Source organism: Vibrio bathopelagicus (genome assembly GCF_014879975.1).
GTDB lineage: Bacteria > Pseudomonadota > Gammaproteobacteria > Enterobacterales > Vibrionaceae > Vibrio > Vibrio bathopelagicus.
Window position 1 is genome coordinate 1,874,137 of sequence record NZ_CP062500.1, and the last position, 26,265, is coordinate 1,900,401.

At 41.1% G+C, this 26,265-nt stretch carries 35 protein-coding genes and 1 pseudogene; 5 read left to right on the top strand and 31 right to left on the bottom strand.

The window, feature by feature from the left end:
• Positions 1-51: 51 nt before the first annotated feature.
• The 4 genes from catB to IHV80_RS08305 all read right to left on the bottom strand — a co-directional run bounded on the left by catB (position 52) and on the right by IHV80_RS08305 (position 2,782).
• Complete coding sequence (catB, locus tag IHV80_RS08290) at positions 52-681, bottom strand: type B chloramphenicol O-acetyltransferase (protein ID WP_192888675.1); 630 nt, start codon at positions 679-681, stop codon at positions 52-54.
• Between the two features lie 92 nt (positions 682-773).
• A complete protein-coding gene (locus IHV80_RS08295; protein ID WP_192888676.1) occupies positions 774-1,505 on the bottom strand; it encodes an SDR family oxidoreductase in 732 nt (243 codons plus the stop codon).
• Positions 1,506-1,645: 140 nt separating this feature from the next.
• The gene (locus tag IHV80_RS08300; RefSeq protein WP_192888677.1) at positions 1,646-2,023 is read right to left on the bottom strand and encodes a nuclear transport factor 2 family protein; all 378 of its coding nucleotides are present in this window, start codon (positions 2,021-2,023) and stop codon (positions 1,646-1,648) included.
• Positions 2,024-2,065: 42 nt separating this feature from the next.
• The gene (locus IHV80_RS08305; RefSeq protein ID WP_192888678.1) at positions 2,066-2,782 is read right to left on the bottom strand and encodes an HAD family hydrolase; all 717 of its coding nucleotides are present in this window, start codon (positions 2,780-2,782) and stop codon (positions 2,066-2,068) included.
• A 265-nt stretch (positions 2,783-3,047) separates the two neighbouring features.
• Between IHV80_RS08305 and IHV80_RS08310 the strand changes: the two genes are divergently transcribed.
• Positions 3,048-3,380 carry a PBPRA1643 family SWIM/SEC-C metal-binding motif protein gene (locus tag IHV80_RS08310; RefSeq protein ID WP_192888679.1) on the top strand — a complete coding sequence of 111 codons (333 nt, stop codon included), beginning with the start codon at positions 3,048-3,050 and terminating at the stop codon, positions 3,378-3,380.
• 81 nt (positions 3,381-3,461) lie between these two features.
• Here the strand turns inward: IHV80_RS08310 and IHV80_RS08315 are convergent, their stop codons facing one another.
• From IHV80_RS08315 to IHV80_RS08345, 8 genes and pseudogenes are all read right to left on the bottom strand, one after another.
• The gene (locus IHV80_RS08315) at positions 3,462-3,860 is read right to left on the bottom strand and encodes an OsmC family protein (RefSeq protein WP_192888680.1); all 399 of its coding nucleotides are present in this window, start codon (positions 3,858-3,860) and stop codon (positions 3,462-3,464) included.
• Between the two features lie 83 nt (positions 3,861-3,943).
• Positions 3,944-4,573 carry a LysE family translocator gene (locus IHV80_RS08320; RefSeq protein WP_192890735.1) on the bottom strand — a complete coding sequence of 210 codons (630 nt, stop codon included), beginning with the start codon at positions 4,571-4,573 and terminating at the stop codon, positions 3,944-3,946.
• A gap of 149 nt (positions 4,574-4,722) precedes the next feature.
• Positions 4,723-5,193, bottom strand: a complete 471-nt coding sequence (locus IHV80_RS08325) for a GNAT family N-acetyltransferase (RefSeq protein WP_192888681.1) — start codon at positions 5,191-5,193, stop codon at positions 4,723-4,725.
• An 87-nt stretch (positions 5,194-5,280) separates the two neighbouring features.
• Positions 5,281-5,862 (bottom strand): HD domain-containing protein, encoded by a 582-nt coding sequence (locus IHV80_RS08330; protein ID WP_192888682.1) that lies wholly within the window; start codon positions 5,860-5,862, stop codon positions 5,281-5,283.
• A gap of 24 nt (positions 5,863-5,886) precedes the next feature.
• On the bottom strand, positions 5,887-6,450 hold the full coding sequence (locus tag IHV80_RS08335; protein WP_192888683.1) for a GNAT family N-acetyltransferase: 564 nt from the start codon (positions 6,448-6,450) through the stop codon (positions 5,887-5,889).
• 180 nt (positions 6,451-6,630) lie between these two features.
• Positions 6,631-7,047, bottom strand: coding sequence for a VOC family protein (locus IHV80_RS08340; RefSeq protein WP_017112026.1), 417 nt, complete (start codon positions 7,045-7,047; stop codon positions 6,631-6,633).
• 45 nt (positions 7,048-7,092) lie between these two features.
• Positions 7,093-7,191: pseudogene (locus tag IHV80_RS25165) on the bottom strand (GNAT family N-acetyltransferase); the annotation flags it as partial.
• A gap of 8 nt (positions 7,192-7,199) precedes the next feature.
• Positions 7,200-7,640 carry a MarR family winged helix-turn-helix transcriptional regulator gene (locus IHV80_RS08345; RefSeq protein WP_192888684.1) on the bottom strand — a complete coding sequence of 147 codons (441 nt, stop codon included), beginning with the start codon at positions 7,638-7,640 and terminating at the stop codon, positions 7,200-7,202.
• A gap of 89 nt (positions 7,641-7,729) precedes the next feature.
• Between IHV80_RS08345 and IHV80_RS08350 the strand changes: the two genes are divergently transcribed.
• Complete coding sequence (locus tag IHV80_RS08350; protein ID WP_192888685.1) at positions 7,730-8,173, top strand: hypothetical protein; 444 nt, start codon at positions 7,730-7,732, stop codon at positions 8,171-8,173.
• Positions 8,174-8,278: 105 nt separating this feature from the next.
• Here the strand turns inward: IHV80_RS08350 and IHV80_RS08355 are convergent, their stop codons facing one another.
• The 3 genes from IHV80_RS08355 to IHV80_RS08365 form a co-directional block, all read right to left on the bottom strand.
• Entirely contained in the window at positions 8,279-9,283 is a 1,005-nt protein-coding gene (locus IHV80_RS08355; RefSeq protein WP_192888686.1) for a S66 family peptidase, read from the bottom strand.
• Between the two features lie 85 nt (positions 9,284-9,368).
• Positions 9,369-9,875, bottom strand: coding sequence for a DUF6653 family protein (locus IHV80_RS08360; RefSeq protein ID WP_192888687.1), 507 nt, complete (start codon positions 9,873-9,875; stop codon positions 9,369-9,371).
• Between the two features lie 248 nt (positions 9,876-10,123).
• Positions 10,124-10,933, bottom strand: coding sequence for a sulfite exporter TauE/SafE family protein (locus IHV80_RS08365; protein WP_192888688.1), 810 nt, complete (start codon positions 10,931-10,933; stop codon positions 10,124-10,126).
• Between the two features lie 294 nt (positions 10,934-11,227).
• On the opposite strand from IHV80_RS08365, the gene IHV80_RS08370 reads away from it, so the two are divergent.
• The gene (locus IHV80_RS08370) at positions 11,228-12,205 is read left to right on the top strand and encodes a DUF1852 domain-containing protein (RefSeq protein ID WP_192888689.1); all 978 of its coding nucleotides are present in this window, start codon (positions 11,228-11,230) and stop codon (positions 12,203-12,205) included.
• A gap of 27 nt (positions 12,206-12,232) precedes the next feature.
• The gene (locus tag IHV80_RS08375; protein ID WP_192888690.1) at positions 12,233-13,264 is read left to right on the top strand and encodes a methionine synthase; all 1,032 of its coding nucleotides are present in this window, start codon (positions 12,233-12,235) and stop codon (positions 13,262-13,264) included.
• Between the two features lie 199 nt (positions 13,265-13,463).
• On the opposite strand, the gene IHV80_RS08380 is transcribed toward IHV80_RS08375, so the two are convergent.
• The 15 genes from IHV80_RS08380 to IHV80_RS08455 form a co-directional block, all read right to left on the bottom strand.
• A complete protein-coding gene (locus IHV80_RS08380; protein ID WP_192888691.1) occupies positions 13,464-13,916 on the bottom strand; it encodes a DUF302 domain-containing protein in 453 nt (150 codons plus the stop codon).
• A gap of 473 nt (positions 13,917-14,389) precedes the next feature.
• Positions 14,390-14,773, bottom strand: a complete 384-nt coding sequence (locus IHV80_RS08385) for a hypothetical protein (RefSeq protein ID WP_192888692.1) — start codon at positions 14,771-14,773, stop codon at positions 14,390-14,392.
• Positions 14,774-14,912: 139 nt separating this feature from the next.
• Positions 14,913-15,404, bottom strand: a complete 492-nt coding sequence (locus IHV80_RS08390) for an RDD family protein (protein WP_192888693.1) — start codon at positions 15,402-15,404, stop codon at positions 14,913-14,915.
• A gap of 202 nt (positions 15,405-15,606) precedes the next feature.
• Positions 15,607-16,017 carry a GNAT family N-acetyltransferase gene (locus IHV80_RS08395; RefSeq protein WP_192888694.1) on the bottom strand — a complete coding sequence of 137 codons (411 nt, stop codon included), beginning with the start codon at positions 16,015-16,017 and terminating at the stop codon, positions 15,607-15,609.
• 167 nt (positions 16,018-16,184) lie between these two features.
• Positions 16,185-17,105, bottom strand: a complete 921-nt coding sequence (locus tag IHV80_RS08400; RefSeq protein ID WP_192888695.1) for an alpha/beta hydrolase — start codon at positions 17,103-17,105, stop codon at positions 16,185-16,187.
• An 88-nt stretch (positions 17,106-17,193) separates the two neighbouring features.
• Positions 17,194-17,649, bottom strand: coding sequence for a DUF2000 domain-containing protein (locus IHV80_RS08405; RefSeq protein ID WP_192888696.1), 456 nt, complete (start codon positions 17,647-17,649; stop codon positions 17,194-17,196).
• 106 nt (positions 17,650-17,755) lie between these two features.
• On the bottom strand, positions 17,756-18,235 hold the full coding sequence (locus IHV80_RS08410; RefSeq protein WP_192888697.1) for an AAA family ATPase: 480 nt from the start codon (positions 18,233-18,235) through the stop codon (positions 17,756-17,758).
• An 80-nt stretch (positions 18,236-18,315) separates the two neighbouring features.
• Positions 18,316-18,765: a DUF3291 domain-containing protein gene (locus IHV80_RS08415; protein WP_192888698.1), complete on the bottom strand. Its 450-nt coding sequence runs from the start codon at positions 18,763-18,765 to the stop codon at positions 18,316-18,318.
• A 135-nt stretch (positions 18,766-18,900) separates the two neighbouring features.
• Complete coding sequence (locus IHV80_RS08420; RefSeq protein ID WP_192888699.1) at positions 18,901-19,722, bottom strand: NAD-dependent epimerase/dehydratase family protein; 822 nt, start codon at positions 19,720-19,722, stop codon at positions 18,901-18,903.
• 92 nt (positions 19,723-19,814) lie between these two features.
• Positions 19,815-20,168, bottom strand: a complete 354-nt coding sequence (locus tag IHV80_RS08425; protein WP_192888700.1) for a tRNA-binding protein — start codon at positions 20,166-20,168, stop codon at positions 19,815-19,817.
• A gap of 168 nt (positions 20,169-20,336) precedes the next feature.
• A complete protein-coding gene (locus IHV80_RS08430; protein WP_192888701.1) occupies positions 20,337-20,741 on the bottom strand; it encodes a DUF1801 domain-containing protein in 405 nt (134 codons plus the stop codon).
• 164 nt (positions 20,742-20,905) lie between these two features.
• Complete coding sequence (locus tag IHV80_RS08435; RefSeq protein ID WP_192890736.1) at positions 20,906-21,382, bottom strand: GNAT family N-acetyltransferase; 477 nt, start codon at positions 21,380-21,382, stop codon at positions 20,906-20,908.
• A gap of 179 nt (positions 21,383-21,561) precedes the next feature.
• On the bottom strand, positions 21,562-22,137 hold the full coding sequence (locus tag IHV80_RS08440; protein ID WP_192888702.1) for a YdeI/OmpD-associated family protein: 576 nt from the start codon (positions 22,135-22,137) through the stop codon (positions 21,562-21,564).
• A 149-nt stretch (positions 22,138-22,286) separates the two neighbouring features.
• Positions 22,287-22,937, bottom strand: a complete 651-nt coding sequence (locus IHV80_RS25330; protein ID WP_264158375.1) for a hypothetical protein — start codon at positions 22,935-22,937, stop codon at positions 22,287-22,289.
• Between the two features lie 142 nt (positions 22,938-23,079).
• Positions 23,080-23,475: a DUF3465 domain-containing protein gene (locus tag IHV80_RS08455; RefSeq protein ID WP_192888704.1), complete on the bottom strand. Its 396-nt coding sequence runs from the start codon at positions 23,473-23,475 to the stop codon at positions 23,080-23,082.
• Between the two features lie 675 nt (positions 23,476-24,150).
• On the opposite strand from IHV80_RS08455, the gene IHV80_RS08460 reads away from it, so the two are divergent.
• Positions 24,151-25,176 carry an IS110 family RNA-guided transposase gene (locus tag IHV80_RS08460; RefSeq protein ID WP_192888705.1) on the top strand — a complete coding sequence of 342 codons (1,026 nt, stop codon included), beginning with the start codon at positions 24,151-24,153 and terminating at the stop codon, positions 25,174-25,176.
• A gap of 103 nt (positions 25,177-25,279) precedes the next feature.
• Here the strand turns inward: IHV80_RS08460 and IHV80_RS25170 are convergent, their stop codons facing one another.
• Positions 25,280-26,116, bottom strand: coding sequence for an HNH endonuclease (locus tag IHV80_RS25170; protein ID WP_226088478.1), 837 nt, complete (start codon positions 26,114-26,116; stop codon positions 25,280-25,282).
• Positions 26,117-26,265 lie beyond the last annotated feature (149 nt).

Here is a 26,265-nt window from a genome sequence, read left to right on the forward strand (position 1 = left end):
TCAGCCGCATGCTAATTCAGTTGCCTAATAATTCAATCGTATAACAGTGGATTAAGCAGCGAAGGCCTTCCAATACTGATATAAGCCGTCGATATCTGAAGAGCACATTAAGGTCATGGCGCCTTTGATTTGCTCTTCATTCCATTCCCACCATTTCATTTCTAATAGCTGAGCGATTTCAGCATCATTAAAGCGATAACGGATATGGCGTGCAGGGTTCGAACCGACAATCGAGTATGGTGCTACATCTTTAGTAACCACCGCTCTACTCGCGATAATCGCGCCGTCACCCACTTTCACGCCGCTCATTATCATGGCTTCGGTGCCTATCCACACATCATTGCCAATCACGGTGTCGCCAGCCCTTGCAAAGCCGTCTGCCGCGCCTTCGAATTTTTCATCGTTTTGGTAGAAAAACGGGAAGGTGCTCACCCACTGATTTTGGTGTCCTTGATTGCCAGCCATCATGAAGACTGCACCAGAACCAATCGAGCAATAGTTGCCAATGATTAACTTGTCGATGTCTGTCCTATCAGGCAGCAGATAACGCGCACAATCATCAAAGCTGTGATTGTGGTAATAACCTGAATAGTAGCTGTGTTCGCCCACAATGATGTTTGGGTTGGTCACTTGTTCTTTGAGTGACTTTCCGACGAACGGATTTTCAAAATAGTTTTTCATGTTTGTACTCTTAGTTTCGTTCTTTTAGTTAGGTACTTTTATTGCGTGATTATGGTTTTAACTGATTCGCTTTTTGTAAAGACTTCCGTGTGCTATCGACCGCCGGCAATATCAATAAATGAACCAGTCACATACGACGCTTCATCCGACAGTAGCCACGCAATTGAATTAGCGACCTCTTCTGGCGTACCGCCTCGTTGTAATGGCAATTGTGAAGCTAATCTGTCTACACGATCAGGCTCTCCACCATCGGCGTGCATTTCTGTGTAGATACAGCCAGGCCTTACGCCATTGACTCGGATATTACGCGCAGCCAATTCAAGAGATAAGCCCTTAGTAAGCGAATCCATCGCCCCTTTAGACGCAGCGTAATCCACATACTCAAATGGCGCACCTGTTCTTGAAGCCGCAGACGATACATTAACAATAGAACCTGCACCATCAGCTTGTTTGATAAAGGCTTTGCTGCATAAGAAGCAGCTCGATACGTTCGATTTCATGACTTTTTCAAAGCGATCAATCTCAATATCGACCAGTGCTGATTGTGTAAACAAGATTCCAGCGTTGTTCACCAAGTGGGTAATTGGACCCAGTTTGTTACGAGCAATCTCAAACAAGGATTTAACATCCGACTCTACCGACACATCCGCACGCACACAGATAGCGGTTCCACCCAGTTCGCGAATCTCAGTCACCAACTCATCGGCTCTTGATTCGTTGTGTATGAAATTGACACACACGGCATAGCCTTGTTTTGCCAATAACTTCGACGTTGCTGCGCCAATGCCTCGGCTTCCACCTGTAACGATTGCGACCTTGTTCATGAAATCTCCTAACTCGCTGACTTATGTTTATCTAGTTGTTTTTATGTTGGTTATTTCTATATCTACGGTTCTAAGGGCCAATACTCTAAAAGCTAACAGTCTAAGAGCTAACAGCCTATTATCTGACAATGCTGACCCGCTTAACTGACAATGCTAACCCACTGCGATCGCCACTCTTGTGCAGCAAAACCATCTGGCCAAAACTCGGTTTGCTTTTGAATTAAGCCTTCAGCCACCGTATGAAAGGTAATCACACGATCGTTTAATACACTATCAGTTACTGACACATCTGTGACTACCGTGTCACCCTCACAAACAATTGAGTTGAGCTCAAATTTCCAAACACCATTCGCTGGGTATTCAGAGTTGATTGCAGTGAAGTTATCTCTGCCTACCGTCAGTTCAGACGACTGCGGCCAATAACCTTGAAAATCTTCTGCTAGCCATTCACTCGCTTTAGCAAAATCGTTGGTGCGCATTACATCCCAAAAACCTAATACCACGTCTTTTGGTGTCATTATTCATCCTCAAGTTAACTAGATTTAACCAAACAATACTGATTAAGCATATTTACCAATGATCATTAAAAGATCATCGACACTGTTTGCAATGTAATCGGGTTTAGTTTGCCAGTTTTCAGGTTCAGAGCGGCTATAACCCGCGGCAACTGCAATCACTTTTGCTTTGTCGCCAAGTGCGGCTTCGATATTGCGAGCAAACTGCGTATCCGCTTCGTGGTCACCGATATACATCAAACAAAGTTCATCGGTTGGAGCTTGACCAAAGATTCTTTCAACGCACTTCATGCCACCAAATGGATCTGGTTTTTGGTTTCCATTCGATACATCGTCATAGCCGATAACCGATTTAAACAAATCACCAATGCCATAACTGTCGAGTACACCACGAATATTCAATTGAGAATTTTGAGAACAAATACCATGAGGCAGATGAGCGAACTGATTAATCACGGTTTCCAAACCATCAAACAACGAGACTGGCGTTTGATTTTTCTCTTGATGCTCCGCCCACATCCCACCAGCGATCAGCATTTCATCATGTGATAGGCCGTAGTAGTCGACATACAAGGCTTGCCAGTTTTTAGCACCGTGGTTAGCTTCATGATAAAGCGCCTCACTCAACAAATATTTCGGTAAATTATCACCGGACAAATGTGGCGCGACCACAGAGATAATGTCTTTGGTGATTGCGATATTTTTTGGAACTGAATTGACCAAGGTTCCATCGTAATCCCACAGGATGGCATCTAACTTCATAGACTATCTCTTTGTTTAAATTGACGATTTGAATTTATCACTCTAATCCCTATTAGGGGAAATCTTATTGTCTCTAATTTAAAACTTATTCCAAACCACGCAAAAAATTGAGAAGTTACCAAGCGGCCAATTGTTAGGTCACAATGACTAAGTCCTCTTTGCTCACATCATTGCTTTATCAATTGGAATATATGCGTATAATCCCCCGCTCTATAACGCTACCCAGCATTGGAATAGCGTCATCCCAAATTTTAATGAGTACCCAATGTCGAAACTATTTTTCAAAGGCCGTATCGAAACAAGACAGAATCACGTTCTTGCAGGCTACAACGTAAACCGCGATGTTAAAGTGGGTACTGAAGAGTCACCAGTTGCGGTAATGGTTCAAACTGAAGCTCGCAAAACAGAAGTTGAAGCAATAGCCGCTGAGCATTCAATCTTCGTGACTGTATCTGTTGATGCAGAAAAAGAAGAAAACACGCTTGAGTTCGACACGTTGCTAAACAAGCCAAAAACAATGACGTTCGAAAAAACACCTAACCGTAACGATCCATGTTCTTGCGGTAGCGGTAAGAAATACAAGAAGTGCTGCGCATAAGCGTTTCTGATTCACGCTACTCACAGTGTGATTGAGATGATTGATTTTAAAACGGGCAGATCACTACGATCTGCCCGTTTTTTATGCCATAACCTCTGCTGAACAAGTAATTTCGATCTTAGGTTGTAGCATCAAACAAACGTGGCAATGCTTTGCAACGGCTTCATTCGCGGCTTTCACAACATCAGCTTCTGAAATGCCTTGTCCTTGAACTACGAAGTGCAAGTTCGCTGATTTATATAAACGAGGCTCGTCGTCCGTTAATGTATGAGTGACATTATTTTCCAAACTCTGTATCTCAAAGCCTTGCTCTTGCAGTATTAACACCACGTCTGTTGCGCTGCATGAACCTAATGCCGATAATAAAATCTCAGTCGGACACGGTGCCGTTTTGCTGGTGGCATCGACGTTAAAATTGAAACCGCCCTCAGTTGTTACGCTAAATTGGCACTCTCCGCCCCACTTCACATTAATACTCATACTTTCTCACTTACTTTTTCGTATCCGATTAGATACAACTCAAAGCTGTTATTTGGATAATACAGAACAAATCGACGGTTACATCAAGATGTCATTACTCTAATGCCAAAAATTGTGAATAATCCCCCAGTCACGTAATCCATAACACCGGAAATACGAGCGTAAACACTTTTGGCTGAATGGTGGGAAAATGCCATCGCTAAAAACAAATGCCAAACCAGCGTGATGGAGGACATCGTAAACATAATAGCCAGTATCATCGACGCGCTCATATGTTCAGGCATAGAGACACTAAATAGACTAACGACAAAGAAGCCGGTTTTTGGGTTAAGAATACTCGTGATGAAAGCCGACAAAAACACCTTCCTTTTAGATGGTGATAGACACTGCGCCTGTTCACTCACCTCAGCAAGCTTCTTGGTTTTACGGCTAACATAGATTTGGCGTAGCCCTAAATACACAAGGTAACAACCGCCGACGACTTTCATAAGGTTAAATAAGTTAGGGAAATGAGAGAATAGGATCACTAGCCCTGAACCACCAAAGAACGCCCACAAGAGTATGGCTGCACTGACCCCAAAAGCAGAAAACATCGCGAGTTTGCGATCATAATTCAGTGCCGTATTAATCGTTAGTAATACGTTTGCCCCTGGTGTCGCGACAGCAAGCGTCCAAATCAACGTTACATGAAAAAGAACCACTGCATATTCCATTACATCCCCCCAGATCAGAAAGCCTTTAATCATTGTTAGATTTTACCAAAAGATAAACATTAGAGAAAGTAAAACTGAAGTGCTTAACTCTTGATTACCTTACACTCACTTTCACTCTTTGATGTTTGAGCATCATATACGAACAACGCCTATATGATTTGCCCTTTCATTATGTGCTGCGGACCAGCTTCACCACCTAAGTACCTTTCATTGGTATCCACGAATCCACCCTTTTTGTAACAACTGACTGCCCCAGGGTTCTTACAATTAACGGTCAGATATATCGAGTCGTATTCGGAGTAGTTAGATTTCAAATAAGGAAATAACGCCTTCACAGTGCACGTCCCTATACCTTTACCCTGCTGATTTTTGTCGACAGCAAACGCTCTTAATCCCAAACCACGTTCAGAACAAAAATCATACTCAGCAGCATACGAGGTATCTAACTTAAAGAAGCCGACAACATCGTCATTGTGTTTGATTACGTGCAAATGAATCGTTTCACTGCCACTCAATAAAAACGCCTCTGCGGTTCCTGCGAACTTGATCTGGTCATCGGCTAATTGAATGTTTTTGACTCTCTCAACATCCAACGGCTTGAGTCGTTCAACGGTTATCATAAATGCTCCATAACTGTCGGGTTACAGGTTAGATAGTCTTTTGACTTATTATCTAAGAGAAGTCGGTGTAATACTGTGGCTCAAGCGTTATTCCAGAAAACCATTCTTTGCGGCATCTTCTAACTGAACTTCAAGTGCATTCCACAGCATGTTACTGCCCTTCGATATGCGTTCACCATTGAAAGAAAGCACTTTGTCTTTAGAGATATTGTGCTTCTTCCAACTATGACCACCACCGTGGATGTTATGTAATAAAGGAGGCACTCTATCAATCGCTTTAGCAAACTTCGACTCTGGAGACTCACCTTCTTCAAACTCTAACCACAACTGTAAATACTCTTCACGCAGATCATTGGGTAACGATTGGAATAAGCGCTCAACACAATTACGCTCTTTTAACTTATTTTCTTCCGTTTCGCTGGCGTAAATAATTGTGTCTCCGGCGTCAATCTCCCCGAGATCATGAATCAGGAGCATTTTAACGACACGCGTAATATCAATCGTCTCATTCGCGTAGTCTTTCAACATCAAGGCACTTAAGCACACGTGCCAACTATGCTCAGCTGAATTTTCGTAGCGATCCAACCCTACTGGTTTCGTTTGGCGGTGAACTGATTTTAGTTTTTCAATTTCAACCATAAACTGAAGGACATTGTTGATTTCTTCCATGAAGCATTCTCCTAAATCGGGTATTTAGTTAGATGGATGTGAGTTATGAAGATCTTTTGTGCACAACGTCATCGTCATTTCAGAGATCGATTGACCATCGATACGATAGCAATCAGACATTTCACCAATGACAGAAAAACCGCATTTTAAATATAACGTCTTAGCCGGGAGGTTATCTGATAGCACATTGAGGTCGAGCCAATCAATGCCTTGAGTATCTCGGCAAAACTGAACGACCGATTCAATTAACTTACTCCCTAACCCTTGTTTTCTAACGCTATGATCAACGCCCATACCTAAACAAACGCGGTGGAAACCATACTCCCCACCATTGTGGCGCAAATCAATGTGGCCAAATATATGACCAAACGAGTCTTTAACGACCCAAAGCTTTCGCCAGCCTGATTCACCAATTGAAACTTCGAAGCCATTTCTAAACTTAGCTTTGAGAGAATCTGAAACACGACAGTCGTGTTTAGCAATAGGTTGGAAAAGTGGAGAGCCGTCGCCAGTATTGTCTAAAAGCTGCACGTCTAAATACTGATAAAAGTTTTCTAAATCTGATATTGCCGCTTGTACTATTTCCACCTGTCTTCCTTGTTTTGATATGAGTGCCGCATCAAATAGTCGAGTCAATTAGAGGCTTAACATCACCACCTTTAAGTGCCATGGCTTAAGAGTCAGATTATACGTATTTCTCTAGTGGCTTGTGGGGTAAGTTAGTAGGACGCATGTTAAGAACGCCCTACAATAACCGACTTGTTGTGCTTATCTCTTTGCCATCGGATGGTCAGGGTTTAATTGAAGTAAGTCCCAAAGGTTTCCGTATAGATCTTCAAATACAGCAACAGTACCGTAGTCTTGTTCTTGTGGGTCTCGGACAAAATTAATCCCTATTGATTTCATATGCTCATAATCACGCCAGAAATCATCGGTATTCAAGAAAATAAATACGCGTCCACCCGCTTGATTACCAATAAAATCATGTTGTTCTGGCTTAGAAGCCTTTGCGAGCAATAAGGTAACGCCGTGAGAATTCGGCGGAGCAACCACAACCCAACGTTTGTCTTGTTCTGCCTGATAGGTGTCTTCAATAAGTTCAAAATTCAGCTTGTTTACATAGAAGTCGATGGCTTCATCGTAATCTTTAACGACCAATGCAATATGGACAATATTTTGCTTCATGTTCTTACCTAGTGTGTAAACTTTTTGGTTTTTAGAATCCGTTCATTATACGCAAGGTTTAAACTTTTTTGTCATTCCTTGGCAAGAAGGAGACACAAGTTTGTAGCCTAATTTCTCATAGAATTCAGGTTCATCAGCGATGATCACCTAAGTTATTCTCTTTCAAGAAATTTGGCCATTTTATTTAAAGTGATTAAAGCCTTATCTAGCTCATCTCTGTCGATTCCTTCAGCACCTTGAGTTGCCCACGCGGCTTGTTTCTTATCGAGTAAATTGTAGGTTTGCTTGCCCTTGTCAGTGAGTTCCACAAGTTTCGCTTTCTTATGATTCGGATTATCTAACCATGCCACCAGCTCGTCTTTAACCATGACGTCAACAACACGCTGAGTGGCTTGCCTACTTTGCCCCATAATACGGCCAATTTGTGACACTGTGACTAAGTCAGTTGATTTTTCAATCGCTCCCATCACCTTCCATCGTGCACTACTCAGTCCAAACTCTTCCGTTATTTTATCGCCTTCATTATTTAATAAACCACTTACCTTAAAGATCTCTAAAGCAATCTTGGTAAAGACTTCTCCATTCGTATCCACAACGCCTCACTTTGACAACATGCTGTCATTAATTTAAACTCAACGATATTGACAACATGTTACCAAAATAACAAATGGAAGAGAACAATATGAAACCAATAATCCACCGACTTGCTGCAGTAGTTGCTACGTTATGTGTTGCAACATTCTTTTCTTCAACCTTGATTGTAGAACTGACTGGAACCACAGAGTCGATACAGCTGGTTAAGTCGCTGATCGTATTCCCAGGATTATTCATTCTGGTTCCAGCGATTGCAGTTACGGGCGCAACAGGTGCTGCAATGGCTAAGCACCGAAAAGGAAAAATAGTTGAACGTAAGAGTAAACGGATGCCAATCATTGCGTTCAACGGGATCTTTATTTTGCTCCCAGCAGCCTACTTTTTGAATCAATGGGCGAGTTCTGGAGAGATGGATGCAGTCTTTTATGGCGTTCAAGCGTTAGAACTTATTGCTGGTGCCACTAACCTAACACTGATGTCTTTGAACATTATGGATGGTCGAAAATTCCGCCCCAAAAAGGCCAAATCTTAAGTATCCCTCTAGATAGAGTTATCAAGGTGAAAGCACTCATAGAGCCTTTCACCCAATTAACCACTATAAATGCCAAGCGTTGGAAATCACTATTGAGCATTTATATTATGTTTCTGAAAGCCACCGTTCTTTAATCTCAAAAGTGTGATTATCAAAATCGATTGAGCACGTTACTCCTAAAGGTGTTACAAGCATTGGATGAGTATGACAACTATCAAATCCACAGAATATTGGGATTGGCTTGCCATTTAAAACTTCGAGTAGAACATCAAGTGGTGCCCGTCCTGTTTCTTTGTCATCGAATAGCTCGTGCTTACCCAGAATAATGGCACCGACTTTATCAAAAACACCACAGGCTAGAAGGTGTGAAAATGAACGTTCTACGCTTTCAATGCCCTTTAATGAATCCTCAATAAGTAAGATGTCACCGGCCTGAAGATCTGGCATATACTTACTTCCCCAAATCCCAGCCATCGTATTCAAGTTCCCCCCAAGAAGACGACCACAAACCTTACCTTCCCCCAAGAATTGCCAGTCATTCGGATACACAAGTTTCGCTGTATCTTGTGTTTCCCAATTATGTTTCACATCTGTCCATTCCAGGGGCATAACGTATTGATATTGTTCGGAGTCCGAACACAAAATATCAATGAATGAACGGAATGTTTCATCGACCAATGGCGGAAGTTCACCAAAAGAAGCAACCAACGCCGGACCATAGAATGTGATTAGCCCTGTCTGTGCATAGATACCAAGCAGCAATGCGGTTACGTCTGAATAACCAATAATGATCTTAGGGTCGTTTTTCAACGCTTCGTAATCAATATAAGGCAACAGTGAATTGCTATTGGTGCCACCTATTGTAGACATGATACATCGGACACTTGGATCACGAATGAGCTGATTCAACTCTTCAGCTCGATCTTGAATCGAACCAGAGCGATACTTGTCCGACTGCCCTGTGAGTGAGCCTTCAACTAAAACGAAACCTTGCGATTCCAAATAAGATTTAGCACGATTAAATCGATTCGGAGCGAATACTGTGGCAGGAGAAGATGGCGAGAAGAAACCAATTTTGTCACCTGCTTTTAAAGCCTTTGGATATAACACGAACTAAATACTCCATTATCTAAACAATTTCATTCAAACCTAACCAGAAAGACGACACACAAGCACTTTATCCGGCCTTTTTGTCTCACTTTAACCAATTCGCATATTCAGGTTTGGTGTCTTTCATATCCAAATACAGCCAAACCATTCTATCGACAAACCAAGCCTTAAATACAGCAATCCAAAGGTTACCTATGACGACTAAGGTTAAGTCCAAGCTCCATAAGCCATATACAAAAACGGGCAAGCCTAGCCCAGTTAAGAACTGAAGAACCAGAATGGGTTTTACATGATGATGAGGAATAGACTCAACTTTACGATTCAGGTAGATACGCTCGCCAAACGTACCCATTGAAGCCCAGTTGTTTGTTGTATCAGGAGCTTGGAATAACCTCGGATTAATCCATACCCAAAGGAAAGAGGCCAATATTGCCAGTACAGAATAGATTCCGATCCAATCTCTAGACCAAAAAGCGAGAGAAATCAGTGGAAGAAGAGTAAATCGAGTATAAACACTCCATGGATTAGAGTGCTTATGCCAAGTGGATTCATTCATCGACATGAGCTTTTCTAATTGTTTGATGATATCCAAATGACTTCCCTTGAATTGTTAACGTATCAGCCGTGAACAATTAGCCACGAACAACAAGCAACGCTGCATATGAACTTAAGCATTACACGACCACTAAAACGATAAAATCTATTCGAACGTATTTTGTGATATCACAGGGTGAACTCGTATCACCCTATAGGCTTAATACCTTCTCGGAGTCGTTCGTTCATCGGTTTTTAACGAACATTTATTGTTAACGACCACTAACTCTTAACGACCATTAATTTTTAACGAATAATCATATTGGCAGCCATGGCTAATAGTAATACAGCGAAGATTTTTTTGATCGTTGGAACGGGTAAGTAATTGGTCGCTTTTGCCCCTAAAGGTGCAGTGAACCATGAAGTACAAACAATACCCAACAAAGCAGGTAGATAGACAAACCCAGCAAATCCATCCTCTAAAGAAAAGTGCGCAGTACCTGAGCTTATATAACCTATCGAACCAAACAACGCGATGACAATACCGCATGCAGACGCACAACCTATGGCCTTTTTCATGTCCAGTGAGAAGAACGTCAGTAAAGGCACCAATAACGCGCCACCACCGATACCGATCATGGCTGATAGCCCGCCAGTGATCGTGGTAAAAAAGGTTAACAATGCTTTATTGGGTAGCTGACGTTCTTTAGAGGCGTCACTTTTACTGCTTAGGAACATCTTAATCGCGATGAGTACGACGCTCACGGTAAAGATCAAACGCACCACTTGTTCTGGCAATAGCGCCGCCATAAAACCACTAACCAACGCGCCAAGAGCAACACCCGTCATTATCCATGGCGCAAGATTCCATGGCACGTTGCCATTTTTATGATGGGCAATTGCAGACGATGTTGATGTGAATAGTATCGATGCTAATGACGTTGCAATTGCAACGATCACGACCTGATCTGTTGGTAAAGATCCGAAGTGCAGTAAAATACTACTGAGTACCGGGACAATAATAAGTCCCCCACCGATACCTAATAATCCAGCCAAGAAACCTACACCACTGCCAAGTATCGCACAGTATAAAATCAACAACAGCCATTCACTCATTTCGCTTATTTCCTTATATATTTAGGGGCTAATTTGCGCCATAAATTCAGTTACGACCGCATTCAGCCAATTAATATAACTGACGGTCGCTTTATTTTTCAAACGAATACATCATGAATAATCCTCATGTTGAATGTGAAAGAAAACCATTATTAACCTTTCGCTCAAGCACGTATAAATAATCCCATAGCAAAAAACATTATTGAATTTAATTCTTAAATCAGCACACGGCCTCAAACTAAAATCTGTGTAAAGTGCTGACTAAGAAATCAAAACATTGGGATACCGAACACTATGAATAAAGACTTTAACTTTACAATTAAAAGCATTTGTCTCGATGAAAATTATCGTCCTTCAGACAGTACTCGTATCACAACCAATTTTGCTAACTTAGCGAGAGGCGATAGCCGCCAAGAGAATCTACGTAACGCATTAAAGATGATTGATAACAGTTTCAATGCCTTAGCGAACTGGGATAACCCAAACGGTGATCGCTACTCTGTTGAGTTGGAAATAATTTCTGTTGATATGGACATTGAAGGCAGCGACCAAGCCTTTCCTTCAATCGAAATTTTGAAAACAAATATCGTTGACCACACCACCAAAAAACGTATTGAAGGCATTGTTGGGAACAACTTTTCTTCTTATGTTCGAGATTATGATTTTAGTGTATTGCTACTGGATCATAATAAGGGCCAACCAAAATTTAGCATTCCAGATAATTTTGGTGACCTACATGGAAAACTCTTTAAATATTTTGTGAACTCGGAAGTTTATAAACAGAACTTTAATAAACAGCCAGTGATATGCCTCAGTGTTTCAGACAATAAAACCTATCATAGAACTGAAAATCAACACCCTGTGTTAGGCGTTGAATATCAGCCAAACGAGTCTTCTCTCACTGAGCAATATTTCAAGAAGATGGGATTACAAGTTCGCTACTTTATGCCGCCAAATAGCGCAGCACCGTTAGCTTTCTATTTCTTTGGCGATTTACTTAATGACTACACCAATTTTGAACTGATCAGCACCATCAGTACGATGGGAACTTTTCAAAAGATTTACCGCCCAGAGATTTATAATGCGAACGCAGTTGCCGGTAAATGCTACCAGCCGAACCTGAAGAGCTTAGATCACTCGTTGACTCAAATTGTTTATGATCGAGAAGAGCGCAGCCAATTAGCTATTGAACAGGGTAAATTCGCTGAAGAACACTTCATTAAGCCGCACCAAGCGACTCTTGAGAATTGGTCTGCGAACTACGCATTGTAATTAACCCAGAATATAGCGGCACTTATTATGAAAACACTATTACCGACTTCAACGGCAGGCAGCTTACCTAAGCCCTCTTGGTTAGCTCAACCTGAAACACTTTGGTCACCTTGGAAATTGGAAGGTGAGGAATTGATTGCTGGTAAACACGATGCATTGCGTATCTCGTTGCAAGAACAACAACAAGCCGGAATCAATATTGTTAGTGATGGCGAGCAAACACGCCAACACTTCGTTACTACGTTCATTGAGCACCTTAACGGCGTTGATTTTGAGAAGCGCAAGACAGTTAAGATTCGTAATCGCTACGATGCGAGTGTTCCTACGGTTGTAGGCCCTGTTTCTCGCCAAAAGCCTGTTTTTGTCGAAGATGCTAAGTTCTTACGTCAACAAACTGATCAACCGATTAAATGGGCACTGCCTGGCCCTATGACGATGATCGACACGCTTTACGATGATCATTATGAGAGTCGTGAACAATTGGCTTGGGAGTTTGCAAAAATTCTCAACCAAGAAGCTAAAGACTTAGAAGCGGCTGGCGTTGATATTATCCAATTTGATGAGCCTTCATTTAACGTGTTTTTTGATGAAGTGAATGATTGGGGAATCGCCTGTTTAGAAAGAGCCATTGAAGGGCTTAAATGCGAAACTGCCGTTCATATTTGCTATGGCTATGGCATCAAAGCGAATACAGATTGGAAAAAGACGTTAGGAACTGAGTGGAGACAATACGAAGAAGTATTTCCGAAACTGCAAAAATCTAATATCGATATTATCTCATTAGAATGCCATAACTCTCGTGTGCCTATTGAGCTATTAGAACTTGTTCGCGGCAAAAAAGTCATGGTCGGTGCTATTGACGTAGCCACCAACGATATCGAAACACCAGAAGAAGTTGCGGATACTCTTCGAAAAGCTCTAGAGTTTGTAGATGCCGAAAACTTGTACCCATGCACTAACTGCGGAATGGCTCCCCTGCCACGCTCTATCGCAACGGCCAAGCTTAATGCATTACATGCAGGTGCAGAGATCATCCGAAAAGAACTCACCCATAGATAAAAGACTCATTGGAAGCTTTATCGGGATATGAAGCATCAATATATTTAACAAAGAGCGCACCGCAGAAACCGGTGTGCTTTTTTATGCTTAACTGTTTTGCGACTTTGGTTAACGCTTTATGGGACTGAGGGGTTCTAATGACAGCCTAACCTCGCGTAGCTAGCCACGCATAGGCTGTTTGTGATGACACTATCGATGCTTACTTGGCTACCGTCGCCTCTGACAACTTACTCAACACACCTGAGATCTTTTTGATGACTTCATCACAACCTTGGATTTGATGACGCTCCATCAGGTACGTAGGATTATTGTAAGTAAGCCAAACTTTCTTATTATCATCTTCACTCACCATGACCTTCTGAGGTAGATCAATAGCGACATCTTGAGCGCATTGCATTAAAGGAGTTCCAACCTTCGGGTTGCCAAAAATGATAACTTCGGTTGGTCGTAGTTCTAGGTTCACACTGGCCGCATTTTTTTGATGGTCAACTCTTGCAAACAAAGTAAGCCCTTTGCTTTTCGCTATATCTTCGAAGCGATCAGCTGTATCTTTTACCGAGTAATTACTTTCATACTTAACTAGACCATCAGAAGCCGCTACAGAAAAAGAAGCGGAAAGTGCGATAATGCCTAGTGATATTATTCTTTTCATTCTATACCTCTACGAGTTAACTCATTCAAAACACAGTTGCCTAACGCCGAATTACAGGGCGAAACATCACTCTTATAACGCCTTTTTAGGTACTTAGTCTACGTAGACCTGTGTAATATGCGTCATCAAAAAGCCCAACCTTTAAGCTAGTTAGCACTTATGATTGTCGTGTTGTGACACCTTATCTGTATTTCTTCATTGAATTTTGGATAATGAGTTTTGTCCGAGTGCATAAAAAGTGTAATACCCAATAAACAAGAATGAACAGCCCGATATCAATGAGAAATAGCTTTAGGTCAAATGGGTCCGAAAAGATATTGTAGCTATACCCTAGCTGACTCATGGCATGTCTGCTCAATAAGATAGTGACCAAAATAATGATTAAGTTCATGAATATCCTTATCGTTCGAAGACAGGCTTGTTTATAAAAACCCTTGAGACCAACACCCTGTAAATAAGATGTTTTGATGTAACTAGATGCACTTTTTTAGCAATAAATCCCAATCAACTAACGACACCTGCCTTTTTTCAAAATTGACCCGGTGGTACCCATTTTTCGTCAGTGAGGTCGCCTGAATATAGTCCCGGCCGAAAAGAGATTTTTTCAACAATAGCTTCGCGGTAATTCCATTCAAAAGAACATCTTCGCCTTCAATAGATAAGGCGCCTCTGTTATACCTTGCGGATATTGCATAGACCGCGGCCATCGTTATGATTGAAATAACGAAAGGCAATAGCTCTAAATCAGTTTTTGAAACTAAGCTAATAGCAATGGATACAATCGCATAGCTGATTGCCATTATTGAAACTAGTACCCAATACTGACCATTGTTCTTCAATGGAATTTTTCGTTTCATACATACCTCATCAAACTGTAAGTCTTATCTAGAGCCGCAATAACAAGCCTGTTTCAAGAATTGAACATGTGTGGTTCTACAGAGCTGATTAATACGAATTCATGAATAGTGAGCCATGAGTTGGGACTCACTATAGATACTAACTTTTAGAAGAAAACCTGACTTTCTGAGGTATTTTTCGGTCTTTTTTACAGATAACCACAGTGTTGGCCAATTTGTCATGCCAACCCTGTTTACGCTTATCCCAAGCGACCCAAAATATTCCAAGCCCAAATGGGATAGTCGCTAGGATATATCCAAGGTATCTCACTATATACTGTTGAAGAGAAGGTTTATCGCCAGTGGTAGCGTCTACAATTTTTGCGGATATCGCCATTTTGCCAGGTGTTGCTTGTCGATAAAGCCAGCAAACCAAAATAGCGACGACTGGAAAGATCCAACCAAACACAAGATCTGTGAAGCCTTTGACTAACGCTTCGTTATCAAAATATACCCAGCCGTAAACCGAAATCAATATAGGGTATGTGATGGCACCGATTATTACAGTATCAATTAAACTCGCACCAACTCGAGGCCAAAAGCCTGAATATTCGTACAAATCACTCATTGTCGAGGGGACATCATTTTTCATACTATTTACTTATATAACCAACGTAAATACATGATACTTAATGCAATCGACTTCTCAATTAGTATTCAACTAGACACGTAAAGTTTGTGATTTCCGTACCGATTTATAAATCACGACAATAGTAAATCGCTCAAAAATAGGGTCAATCAAGAAAACATAACGCACGGTAAAATACCAAGCATTATGAATCTATTTTAGATAGCTAAAGGGACTTAGTGAGAAATGCCAGAGATGAATCTACTGGATAATTTTCTAACACCATTTGGCATTCATAACCGTGCTTTTCATAGAAAGGCTTCGCTTGAAAACTTAAGGTGTCCACCAATGAAGATGTACAGCTTTGCGATTGCGCGTACTCTTCAATGAGTTGCAAGAGTTTACCTCCTACTTGTTTCCCTCTCATTGAGTCGTCGACCCAAAGGAACCTAATCAATAGCCAGTTTCCCCAAAGATCAGCGATAATGCCACCGACTTTGCTATCACGCTCCATGGCATAGTAACCGACTTGAGACTTGGGTATCCCCTCCAGAAATGGTGTGTTGTGCTGAATTAAACCACCTCGAACTTCGTTAATGTCCTTGTCTGATGGCTCAATATCGAGTTTGTATTCCATGCTATTCCTCGAGATCTTGTCACTAAATTGATCAGTCATACCGAATCTACTGCATGAAAACCAACAATACTCACAACGCTGTTTTGGAGTTAAACAGCGCTAAAATTAACACTAAACACTTGTTCGTTAAACAGTTGTCAGTTAAAGAATTGCAACTTAAACAGCTGTTAGTTTGAATGTTTTATGTGGCTTGAAATAGATTCAAGACAACGCTTTGCTGACTCACTTACTCCAGAGAGTTGAAAGAACCCATGGATTACCCCCAAATAAGGCTCATATCGCGCTTCAACACCTTGAGCAGCCATCGACCTATAGAGTTGCCCCCCCTCATCACGCAATGGATCAAACTCTGCCGTAATGATCGTTGTGGTTGGAAGGCCGTGAAAGCTCGCATCCAGAAGGTTAAGTTCCGGTTCATGCAATAAACTGGACTCGCTACTTGCGTATAATTCGAAGCCAGAAAGCAGCATGTTCGCCGTGATAATATAGTCTGACCCGTTTTCCACGTAACTGTTTGAACTGCCATTAGGATCTAACATTGGATAGATAAGAATCTGCTGGCGCGGTAGCCACGAATCAAATTTCTTAAGCCTCAATGTCGTAGCCAAAGCTAATTGACCACCAGCACTGTCACCCACAAACACCAAATGGTCTGTGTTGCCACCATATTTCAGCCCACACTCTTTAATGCCGAGTACAGCGTGGTATACGTCGTCGTGTGCCGCGGGGTAAGTGTGCTCTGGAGCTAGTCGATACTTAATGCAGATGACAATAGAGTTCGATTGAAGAGCAATTTGTCTCAATTGAGTATCATGAGTTTCAAAGCCACCACTGATAAAACAACCACCGTGAAAGTACACAGTGATCGGTAAATTCGGTTCGCTCGTTGGTTTGTAAACTTTTACCTCAACGCCGTTAATGACATCTAAAAATACGCGTTCGAGTTGAGGGCTATTACCCGCTAAAACGGTACTGCCAATATAGCCAGCTCGTCTATCTTCTATGGATTGTCGTGATGGGCAAGGTTTACCATTTAATTGAAAATCTTCGACTAGCTCTTTGATGCCAGCCTCTAAATGCTTGGTCATTTTTTTATTCTATGCTGAAAAAACAGCAGAATAATACACCCACACAAAAACATGTATATCCATACAGTTGTGATGTGTGAGCTAAAACTTATTTATAGAGGCAAAACTTCTTTGTAAATTCGCGTAGGGTTTCCGTGCCACCAAATAAGCATACTCCGAGATACTCTAAGTCTGCTTCTTTGGTTTGCTTAGTTCTTTGCTGTTGCTCGATGGAGCCACCTTCGATCATCGTACTCGTGAAATCGGTAAATTTGATATCACGGTTAATGGCCTCTTCACGCATTTTTCGAAGCTTATTTGAATTGTCGGCTTTCAGAACGATGAAAGGATAATGGAATAATGGAATAATGGAATAATGGGATAAGTGAGGATGAACGCCATCGTCCATATCTTGATAGTCAACGTAACAGGCTTCACTTTCTTTCAATTGATCAGATAAACCAACACTCAAATGACCTAGCACATTCAGTGTTCTTCCCAAATCCATCTTCTTAGTTAAGACAGCAATGAATCGTTTCTGAGTTTCATCTGGCAAAGTGCTCACAACATCTCCCTTGTTCATTATCAATAACATTCGTCATCTAACGTATTATTGAGAGGTAAACAATGCAAGTGCCCTATCTTATTACACTTCAATCAGATGTCCTTGGTTAAGAGTCCCTTTTAACCCAAACCACATTTTCATTGGGATCTGGAACTTCAAACCAAGACCAGAACAACTCCAACATTTCAGGCGTCATTTCATACGACTTACAGTTCAACTCTGAATTGCGACTAAATGCCCTCTCGCAACAGGTTTCAAATCGAACATCCAAATAATGCACTTCACTTTTTACACCTGCATTTGATGCCCATTCAGTAAAAGCATTTCGATCGGCTTTACGCCAAAAACCGAAGTCAAAAATAACAGGAACATCGAGAGAAAAAAGTTGTGTTGCCGAGTCTTTGAATAACCCCTGTAGAATAGCTAAACGGCGGTCAAAGGTTTCACGATCCATATGCTCACCATAGAGAGGAATCATCCATTCATCTATGGAGAAACGAAAGGCGTTATGCTCTTCTGCAAGTCGTTTAGAGTACGTAGTTTTACCCGAACCAATAAAGCCACAAACGAAATAGATTTTGGTCATAGTTCCTCGTTAACAAACAACGTCTTTAAGATGTAAAGCTGACAATACCAAAGGAACCTTAAAAGCACAGTTATACAAAGCTATTCTTGTGCTTCTAATTCAGTAAAATTGGTTTTAAATGTGAATGCATAAGGTGTGTCACCCACGTCTCTCAGGTGATCTAGTCGCTCGATAGCTTCATCAAGGCTTGGAATGTGATCAGCTTCAACCCACCAAAGAACATACGTATCTTCAGCTAAACGATGAAACCATTCGTTTTTTCTTCGCATGAAGTCGCGATGGTGAGTTCTAAACATAAAGTTCTTTAAAGAGTCTACTGAGTCCCAAACCGACATATTAACGATCATGTTCGGATCATCGAACGCTTTGATATTAGTCGCATCACCCGATTCATCTTTAAGACGCCAAACAAATCCCTCACTGCTTTCGGCTATGCCATTAACCAGATCTAAATTATCGACAAAATCTTTGATTTCTGGTGCATCTAAAGCGTACTTCGCTAGAGCAATATTTAACTGAGCTAATTTCACAATGCTTCTTCCTTGAATGATTATGATAAAAATGGAGAGTACTTCGATGAACAATAACCAACGTCAATCAAAGACTCGTTCTGAATCTTTACACCGTAACATGAAAGCTAACCTAAAGTTCTTCCATTGATTTCACTATGTATACTTTTCAATATATTCACCAACAAACTCGGTGGGTTCAAACAAAAGGCTAATTGGAAGTTTGAGATTCAGTTTTTCGATGTCTAAAGCTGCGGAACCATATACAGCCTCAAACTCGACCCATGTGCATTCATTAACCTTCGTTACAACTTTTGAACCCAGTAGCAATTGTGCAAATGCGGCTGGGCTATAACCTTTAGTTTCTGCAATAAAATACTGCTTTTCTGAGGTTTGTTGTTGCGCCAACAACAAATAGAATTTCGCAATGTCGTAAACGTGAATGTACTGGTTATAACCTAGAGATGGCATAGCCACTGGAACAGTTCGGTTAGAATACGTTTCTATAATTCGCTTTAGCTGACAATTATCACCACCGTATACCAAGCTAGGACAATAAACGATTTCCCACTTCGCTTGAATGGCATAATTTATTGTTTCCACGTCTAACTTAACAGCATCCAAAGGTTTCAAGCTAAACTCGACCAGATCTTTGTAAGATGCATGACCGAAGAGCCAAACACCCGATGTATGTATCTTTATCGCATTCTTGTCCGCAAATCTATCGAGCCGTTTTAGTAACTCATACTCTATATCTGCAATTTCATCTGCCGAAAACTCTGACCAATGCGGACGTGCACAATTTATAACAACATCGAAGTAACCTTCGAAATTTGAGCGTGCCTCTTTGACGTTTTTCGACAAGGGTATAACTCTTTTGTTCCTACCGTATGTGAATACTTCAAGGCCACTTTCTGCAAATAACTTTGTTACGTGACGGCCAATATATCCATTAGCTCCTGATATCAATACTCTCATTCTTTCCCTGAATTTAATATCGCTGAGTCGTTCTATTCTGTGGCAAATCAAGGTATAGAAAGCACCAAAAGTAACGAATCTATATTATGTAATTACCCTGCTCTAGCGCCGTTTGGCATTTCTGTTTCTGGGCAAGCTAAACATGGTTGTAATTTATCTTCATAGCCGATGTCGAACAACATCCCTTGAGACACTTCACCCGCCATCTTTCTTTCAGGCAAGTTCACTACAAACAAAGCTTGTTTACCCTCGAGCTCTTTCGGGTTTTCGCGCTCTTGTTTTATACCCGCCAAGATTGAGCGTTGATGATCGCCAAAATCGACTGTTAATTTCATGAGTTTGTCAGATTTAGCGACTTCAGAAACCTCTACGATTAGACCAACACGAATATCGATTTTTGCGAAATCATCGAACGTAATCTCATCTTTGATTGGAGCGTGTTCCATATTTCTATCCTCATAATAACTTAAGCCGAAAACGCCAAGCGTTAAGAGTCCATCATAAATTCTTTATTATCTTTTGGCACTCGCAGTGCTCAACAATTGGTCTTTAACGAGACCGCGAGCAACTTTCTCGATTGGTGAGATAAACCAGATACTTCATGATAATCAACATCATGAGCCCAGCAGCGGTAAATGTTTTCGCTGGTGATAAGTTAAGGCAAGCTCTAGGCAATGTTTAATTTCAGGCTCTGGCAATGGCTCTGATAGACGTAGTTCAATGGCCCTATTTCCTTGAAACCGTAATACATCACCATGCAACTCTCGAAAGGTGTCTACCAGTTTTGTCTGGCAGTTAAAATACAAATAGTAGTTCGTGGGTGATTTCAATTTCCAGTCAATTCGAATTGGGCTGCCAGTCTTTACGTTGTAGCTTGGTTCGCCCCATTTCAAAGACTCTTCGACTTCACCTAACTGTAAGTCCGATGATAGCTTTAGAATGAGTTCTCGTAACTCTTCTAGTCGAACTCGAGCGTTTTCTGGATACTCTTCGAAGCGATTTTTGACTACCTTTTCCATTGAAACCTCCTATTCAGATAATGCCACGACCAAATCATCTAAAGTCATTGAAGCTAGATAATACATCCCACCCATACCGATAAGAAACTGACTACTGCCACTCAAACATACCTAATCAATTTGTATCTCCTGTATACATAACTCCGCATTAAGTTATGAGCCCACTACCCACTGACTTTCTTAGACATATTGAAGCCAGTGATCTCGAAACCAACATCTTTGTATAGTTTAAGTGCTCGTTCATTATGATACGCGACCCGAAGCTTTATTTGGCTGATACCAATCGTTTGTAGCTGAGCTTCCAACGCTGAAATAGATTGAGTGCCGAAACCAAGACCTCGATATTCGCTTGAAACAAAAAAGTCATAAATAAAAGTAGATTTGTCACTCACATTTATTGAGTGCCAAAGATAACCCACCAGCTTAGGCTCACCATTTATTTCTGCGTCAATACATAATAACGAATGCTCATTTCCCTCTAGCCCACTAGGGAAGCAACGGTGCAAATCCTTCTTGGCTAATTCGATTGAGACATCTAAAGAATGTCCATAGTTTTTGGCTATTTCCTGACTGTAATCGTCAATGAAATACTGACAATAAGTCGGATATTCGTCTTGGCGCATTTCTCTGAGTACTACCATTTTGATAATTTTATCTTGATTCAATTTACTTATTCCTCAAAAAACATGACGCCCAATTAAGCCGCTGACAACGCAATACTTAACCTAAAGCAACGTATCATAATCACTAAAACTCAATTGGAACTGAAAATACCACGCGTTGACAGTCTGCTTGAATTGCTTGTTATGCCGAATCTCACCTATTTAGGCTTCTCTTCCTGAATTAACATATTCATGTATTTTTCGAACCTCTTGATTCTAGTCTCACTTTTTTTTGCACTTATTAGCCCATAAGCAATAACATAACGATTTGATTTCGTGAGACTCTCGTAGAACGCCTTTGCTTTAGGCTCTACTTCAAGTGCCGAAAGGAAGTCATCAGGAACATCCATTTCAATCACTACATAAGCATTATCCCACCTTCCGTCAGCCTGTGCTGCCCGAACATGAACAAGACCTGATTCCTGCATTCGGCCTTCATTTATTAATTGTTCTACATGCTTGGTGTTCTTTTTGGACCAGTTACTCCTAGCAGTTCTAGGTGTTATACGCTGAAGGTAAGCTTGCTCATCAATAGATTTCTTTATTCCATCAATCCAACCCCAGCATAAAGTTTCTAGAACTACGTCGTTCCATGTAACGCTTTGTAGCCCTGAATTTTTCTTGAACACTTTCACCCACAATTCGCTTTCACTGGCGTGATTAGACGCCAGCCAATCGCGGAGACTTATTGGCGTTTTAAATGTCTTAATTCTAGATGGGTCAACTTCAGGCATGATTTTTGACTCCTTTTCGGCATAACGCCCGCTTAAGTGGTGAGCAATGTAATACCGAAGCTCCTACATACCACCTGAAACACTAAACGCAACGCAACGCATAATGAAAATGCCACGCGTTGTGAATCGCTCTTAAACAATTTGTTAGTTTAATAGTTGTGCTCTTGTGTACGGTGATAAAAGTTAGAAGATAAGTTCGCTCGTTTGAAAAGATCGCTAGTCATAATAAGCCCTAGTAAAGCCCGCATTGCGACTCCATATTCGCTTAACTTTTGATCATCGTCACTCAATTCATAATGCTCATCGTATGCTGCTTCATCATAGCCGGACATACCATAAAGTGCGATAGCATAACGGTTACTCCAATCTCCGATATTTTTCCTGACTCGTTCGCGGGTCTCTTCGGACTTATATGTGTCCTCTAACCTGTTACTCTCACGTTCAGCGTTAATCAACCTCAACAACTCAACTTTATGCGTAACGGTCAACTCAGATTCATTTGCCTTAACTTTCTCTTGAATTTGTGTATCTACGATTCCATCCAAATCAGACCAAGTATCTAACTTATCCCCTTCGTATTCTTCAAGCTCTTCCCAACTGTCTAAGGGCTTGTTTGCTTGATCCCACCAGTTAATGTACTCATTGAGAGTTTTGTTGAGACCAGCTTCTGTATGAATGTAAACAACGCCTTCAGAAATCACTACCGCGTAAATACTTTCACTCTCATAGTTATCAAATAATACTTTTAGCTTGGGCTCAAGTTCCTGAAAAATTAAATCCGCATTTAAACGATTTCTCATAAAGTTATCCTATTAAACTAACGCCCAGTTAAGTAGCTGACACCACCAATACACTCAAATTTAACACCTAAATCTCTGAAGCTAAACCGTGCTGAAAATGCCAAGCGTTGACAGTCTGCTTAAATTGCTTGTTATGTTAATTTTACTCGTACTTCTTACCATTGTGCTTTAACCAACCGTCTGGGTGTCTATTATTTGGATCATGGTGTGTCCAGTGCATTACGCCACCTTTTTGATTCCATTCATATTCACCATGAAACTGAACTCGGTCGCCTACTTTCAGGTTTGGAATTCTAGGAGCCAAATCAATATTGTGAGCAACGAGTAAGGTTTGTTTACTGTCTAGTTTCAATATGAACTTTTGATGCCTACTTCCATCGTTATCATCACGTAACAAACGGACAACTGTACCTGAGCCTTGAATTTGGACGTCACTTTGATGATTGTTATATGCTTGCTTTAACTGACGATCATTAGCTTGTGCATCAATCGAGGTTACACACAAGATTGCTATAAATATAGCGATGAGCTTCTTCATAATACCCAATTTCTCCAATTCACATAACGCCCAATTAAGGTGTGAAGCACGCGATCACAACACTCAATTTGACCACCGTAAACACTGAACTAAACCAAAACCAAAAATGCCAAGCGTGCTGAATTGCTCTTAAATTGTTTGTTATATCACTGTTGGCTAAGGTTTTGATTTAGCTGCTTTACAAAATTCTGAAAGCTATAGTAACAGCAGACAGAAACCACTATAGCCCCAATAAGTGCTGTTAGAGAAAAATGTCCAATTAAACAACCAAATGCGCAAACAAACATAACAAAGCTGTATCTAGTAATTCGGTTAATCCAAGGCTGATTTAGTGTTTTTTCGCACGCATCTGTTGATAAATTGGCTTCAATCAATATCACATGAACCAGTGCAAACGTAGCGAACAAAGGGAAACATACTGAAAACAATAAGGTAGAAATCTGTAAGAGAATTGAGTCATCTAGACTTGACTGTCCACAAAAAGAGCGAAAAAAATGCAGCACATACACCTGTTAGTGCTGAATACAACCATTTCAATTGATTGAATTTATGATTCTGACTAGTAACCATTTTTCGATAATCCTAATTTATTCATGGTGATATAACGAATGACATGGATTCCCCCTCCCGAGGATCTGCCACACTTATGTGGTACTTAAATGCATCGGAGTCACCATGTCTGATTATTCTTATTTCTGCGGTATCGACCTAGTTAAAAACCACTTTAGTCTTCATGCCGTAGACCAAAATGGTAAAGTCTTACTTCATAAGTCAGTAACCCGATCTAAACTACTGACTACAATAGCAAATATGCCACTCATGCGTATAGGCGTTGAAGCGTGTGGTGGTGCACATTATTGGGCAAGAACACTCAATAAACTTGGGCACGACGCCCGCATTATGGCTGTTAAATACGTAATTCCTTATCGAACTAAGGGAAAGAACGACCTTAATGATGCTGTTGCTATCTGCGAAGCTGTTCAGCGACCATCTACTCACTTTGTGCCTGTAAAATCCCCCGAGCAGCAAGCCATCTTATCGGTACATAGAATGAGAAAGCATTGGGTTCGTGAGCGCACCGCACTTATGAATCACATACGCGCCCTACTTTCTGAGTTTGGGTTGATCATTCCCGTTGGTCGCTCTTCATTGATGAAACAGGTTCCCTTAATGCTAGAAGACGCAGAAAATGAACTTCCACACCTCGCTAGAACGGTGATTGCCGATGCTTATCACCACCTTGGAGAATTGAGTCAACGTATCGCCGATACTGAACAAGTCTTCGATTCTTTTGCTAAGGTCAGCACTAATGTTCAACGAGTAATGAAGGTTCGAGGAATTGGACCGCAAACCGCTACTGCGATACTTGCTTCGATAGGCAATGGTTCTCAATTTGATAAAAGCCGTGATTTTTCTGCTTGGCTAGGACTAGTACCAAAGCAATATTCCACAGGAGGAAAATCTCGGTTAGGCCGAATAACCAAACACGGTGATAAATATTTACGAACGCTATTGGTTCACGGAGCAAGGACCGTGATTGCCAACCTTGGCGACAAGCAAGATAAGCTAAGCCAGTGGTGTCGAGGCGTTCTAGAACGGAGAGGAATAAACCGAGCAATAGTGGCACTTGCCGCGAAGAACGCACGAATTATATGGTCGCTTTTACACAATCAAACAGAATATGAAAACTATACTGCTTAAGTAAAAATCGAATCAGAACAAAGAGTTAAATCCACATGGTCATTGCAGACGCTAATAATGGAGATAGGTTAAGACCACTTGCGAATCACTCTTAAATGCTTTGTTATGAGTGTTCACGCACAAGTCTAGAGACTTTCTCGTATAGTTCTTCTCGCAAATTCTCTTTATCAATACTATTGTGCAATGCTCTATGACAGTTAGGGCAAAGTGCCGTCGCATTTGTGATGGTATCTGAGCCACCCTCAGATAAAAATTTAACATGATGAACTTCTAAGTATGGTTGACCATTTTCCTTAACAAATGGTGCTTTGCTACCGCATAGCTCACAATTACCCCCCGTTACTTTTAGAATATACGCGACGACTGTAACATCACGGTGATATTGTATTACCTCAGCTTTTCGTTTGTTTACAACTTCTTGCCCCTTAGGAGTCCTAGTGCCTAGCTTAGCTGTTACTGCCGGTAATGCTTGCTCAATTTCACTGTCATCGTAAACAGTTACGGGTGCCAATTCGTAAGAACTAACATTACATACTAAATTGCCTGATACATTTACCCCGAATTTTTCAAGCTTTTCAGTTAGGTCATCCGCGGTAATCTGAGATAAGCCTTCAAAAAGCACCTCAACCCAACCAAGTGTTGGTCCAAGTATAGGAGAACCTACCTTTCTTCCGTGTCGCCAACGTGCTCGGTATTGATTTTGGTACTCAGTACCACTTTTGATAAGAAACTCAGCTTGTTCATTCTTTAAGTGCCACCTTTGTATATCAGTCAAAGCTGATAAGTAGTCGCCTTCTGACTTACCTTCTTTAGCTTTATAACCATAGATATATGTATCCACGTTAGGTTCTGGTAGAAAAGCCCTGCAACCAAACTTTTCAGAACGATTTGCTACTGGAACCCAAATAGTCGAATCCCCATCTGAATAAATTTTAATCACTACATTCTCCTGAGGTATTCCATTAAACTCTTACTCATAACGCCTTGTTAAGGTGTGAGGCACGCAATACCTAAGCTTCCGCATAACACCTTAACCACTAAAACTAACGCATAGTAAAAATGCCACGCGTGCCGAATCACTCTTGAACA

Coding starts and splice junctions, on each gene's coding strand:
- IHV80_RS08295 (WP_192888676.1), bottom strand. CDS start 1,505: ATGAACAAGGTCGCAATCGTTACAGGTGGAAGCCGAGGCATTGGCGCA.
- IHV80_RS08340 (WP_017112026.1), bottom strand. CDS start 7,047: ATGAAGCAAAATATTGTCCATATTGCATTGGTCGTTAAAGATTACGAT.
- IHV80_RS08390 (WP_192888693.1), bottom strand. CDS start 15,404: ATGAAAAATGATGTCCCCTCGACAATGAGTGATTTGTACGAATATTCA.
- IHV80_RS08420 (WP_192888699.1), bottom strand. CDS start 19,722: ATGAGAGTATTGATATCAGGAGCTAATGGATATATTGGCCGTCACGTA.
- IHV80_RS08430 (WP_192888701.1), bottom strand. CDS start 20,741: ATGGAAAAGGTAGTCAAAAATCGCTTCGAAGAGTATCCAGAAAACGCT.
- IHV80_RS08375 (WP_192888690.1), top strand. CDS start 12,233: ATGAAAACACTATTACCGACTTCAACGGCAGGCAGCTTACCTAAGCCC.
- IHV80_RS25330 (WP_264158375.1), bottom strand. CDS start 22,937: ATGAGAAATCGTTTAAATGCGGATTTAATTTTTCAGGAACTTGAGCCC.
- IHV80_RS08380 (WP_192888691.1), bottom strand. CDS start 13,916: ATGAAAAGAATAATATCACTAGGCATTATCGCACTTTCCGCTTCTTTT.
- IHV80_RS08410 (WP_192888697.1), bottom strand. CDS start 18,235: ATGACCAAAATCTATTTCGTTTGTGGCTTTATTGGTTCGGGTAAAACT.
- IHV80_RS08370 (WP_192888689.1), top strand. CDS start 11,228: ATGAATAAAGACTTTAACTTTACAATTAAAAGCATTTGTCTCGATGAA.
- catB (WP_192888675.1), bottom strand. CDS start 681: ATGAAAAACTATTTTGAAAATCCGTTCGTCGGAAAGTCACTCAAAGAA.
- IHV80_RS08435 (WP_192890736.1), bottom strand. CDS start 21,382: ATGGTAGTACTCAGAGAAATGCGCCAAGACGAATATCCGACTTATTGT.
- IHV80_RS08310 (WP_192888679.1), top strand. CDS start 3,048: ATGTCGAAACTATTTTTCAAAGGCCGTATCGAAACAAGACAGAATCAC.
- IHV80_RS08460 (WP_192888705.1), top strand. CDS start 24,151: ATGTCTGATTATTCTTATTTCTGCGGTATCGACCTAGTTAAAAACCAC.
- IHV80_RS08365 (WP_192888688.1), bottom strand. CDS start 10,933: ATGAGTGAATGGCTGTTGTTGATTTTATACTGTGCGATACTTGGCAGT.
- IHV80_RS08440 (WP_192888702.1), bottom strand. CDS start 22,137: ATGCCTGAAGTTGACCCATCTAGAATTAAGACATTTAAAACGCCAATA.
- IHV80_RS08305 (WP_192888678.1), bottom strand. CDS start 2,782: ATGAAGTTAGATGCCATCCTGTGGGATTACGATGGAACCTTGGTCAAT.
- IHV80_RS08395 (WP_192888694.1), bottom strand. CDS start 16,017: ATGGAATACAAACTCGATATTGAGCCATCAGACAAGGACATTAACGAA.
- IHV80_RS08425 (WP_192888700.1), bottom strand. CDS start 20,168: ATGGAACACGCTCCAATCAAAGATGAGATTACGTTCGATGATTTCGCA.
- IHV80_RS08300 (WP_192888677.1), bottom strand. CDS start 2,023: ATGACACCAAAAGACGTGGTATTAGGTTTTTGGGATGTAATGCGCACC.
- IHV80_RS08315 (WP_192888680.1), bottom strand. CDS start 3,860: ATGAGTATTAATGTGAAGTGGGGCGGAGAGTGCCAATTTAGCGTAACA.
- IHV80_RS08455 (WP_192888704.1), bottom strand. CDS start 23,475: ATGAAGAAGCTCATCGCTATATTTATAGCAATCTTGTGTGTAACCTCG.
- IHV80_RS08330 (WP_192888682.1), bottom strand. CDS start 5,862: ATGGAAGAAATCAACAATGTCCTTCAGTTTATGGTTGAAATTGAAAAA.
- IHV80_RS08400 (WP_192888695.1), bottom strand. CDS start 17,105: ATGACCAAGCATTTAGAGGCTGGCATCAAAGAGCTAGTCGAAGATTTT.
- IHV80_RS08350 (WP_192888685.1), top strand. CDS start 7,730: ATGAAACCAATAATCCACCGACTTGCTGCAGTAGTTGCTACGTTATGT.
- IHV80_RS08385 (WP_192888692.1), bottom strand. CDS start 14,773: ATGAAACGAAAAATTCCATTGAAGAACAATGGTCAGTATTGGGTACTA.
- IHV80_RS08325 (WP_192888681.1), bottom strand. CDS start 5,193: ATGATAACCGTTGAACGACTCAAGCCGTTGGATGTTGAGAGAGTCAAA.
- IHV80_RS08320 (WP_192890735.1), bottom strand. CDS start 4,573: ATGGAATATGCAGTGGTTCTTTTTCATGTAACGTTGATTTGGACGCTT.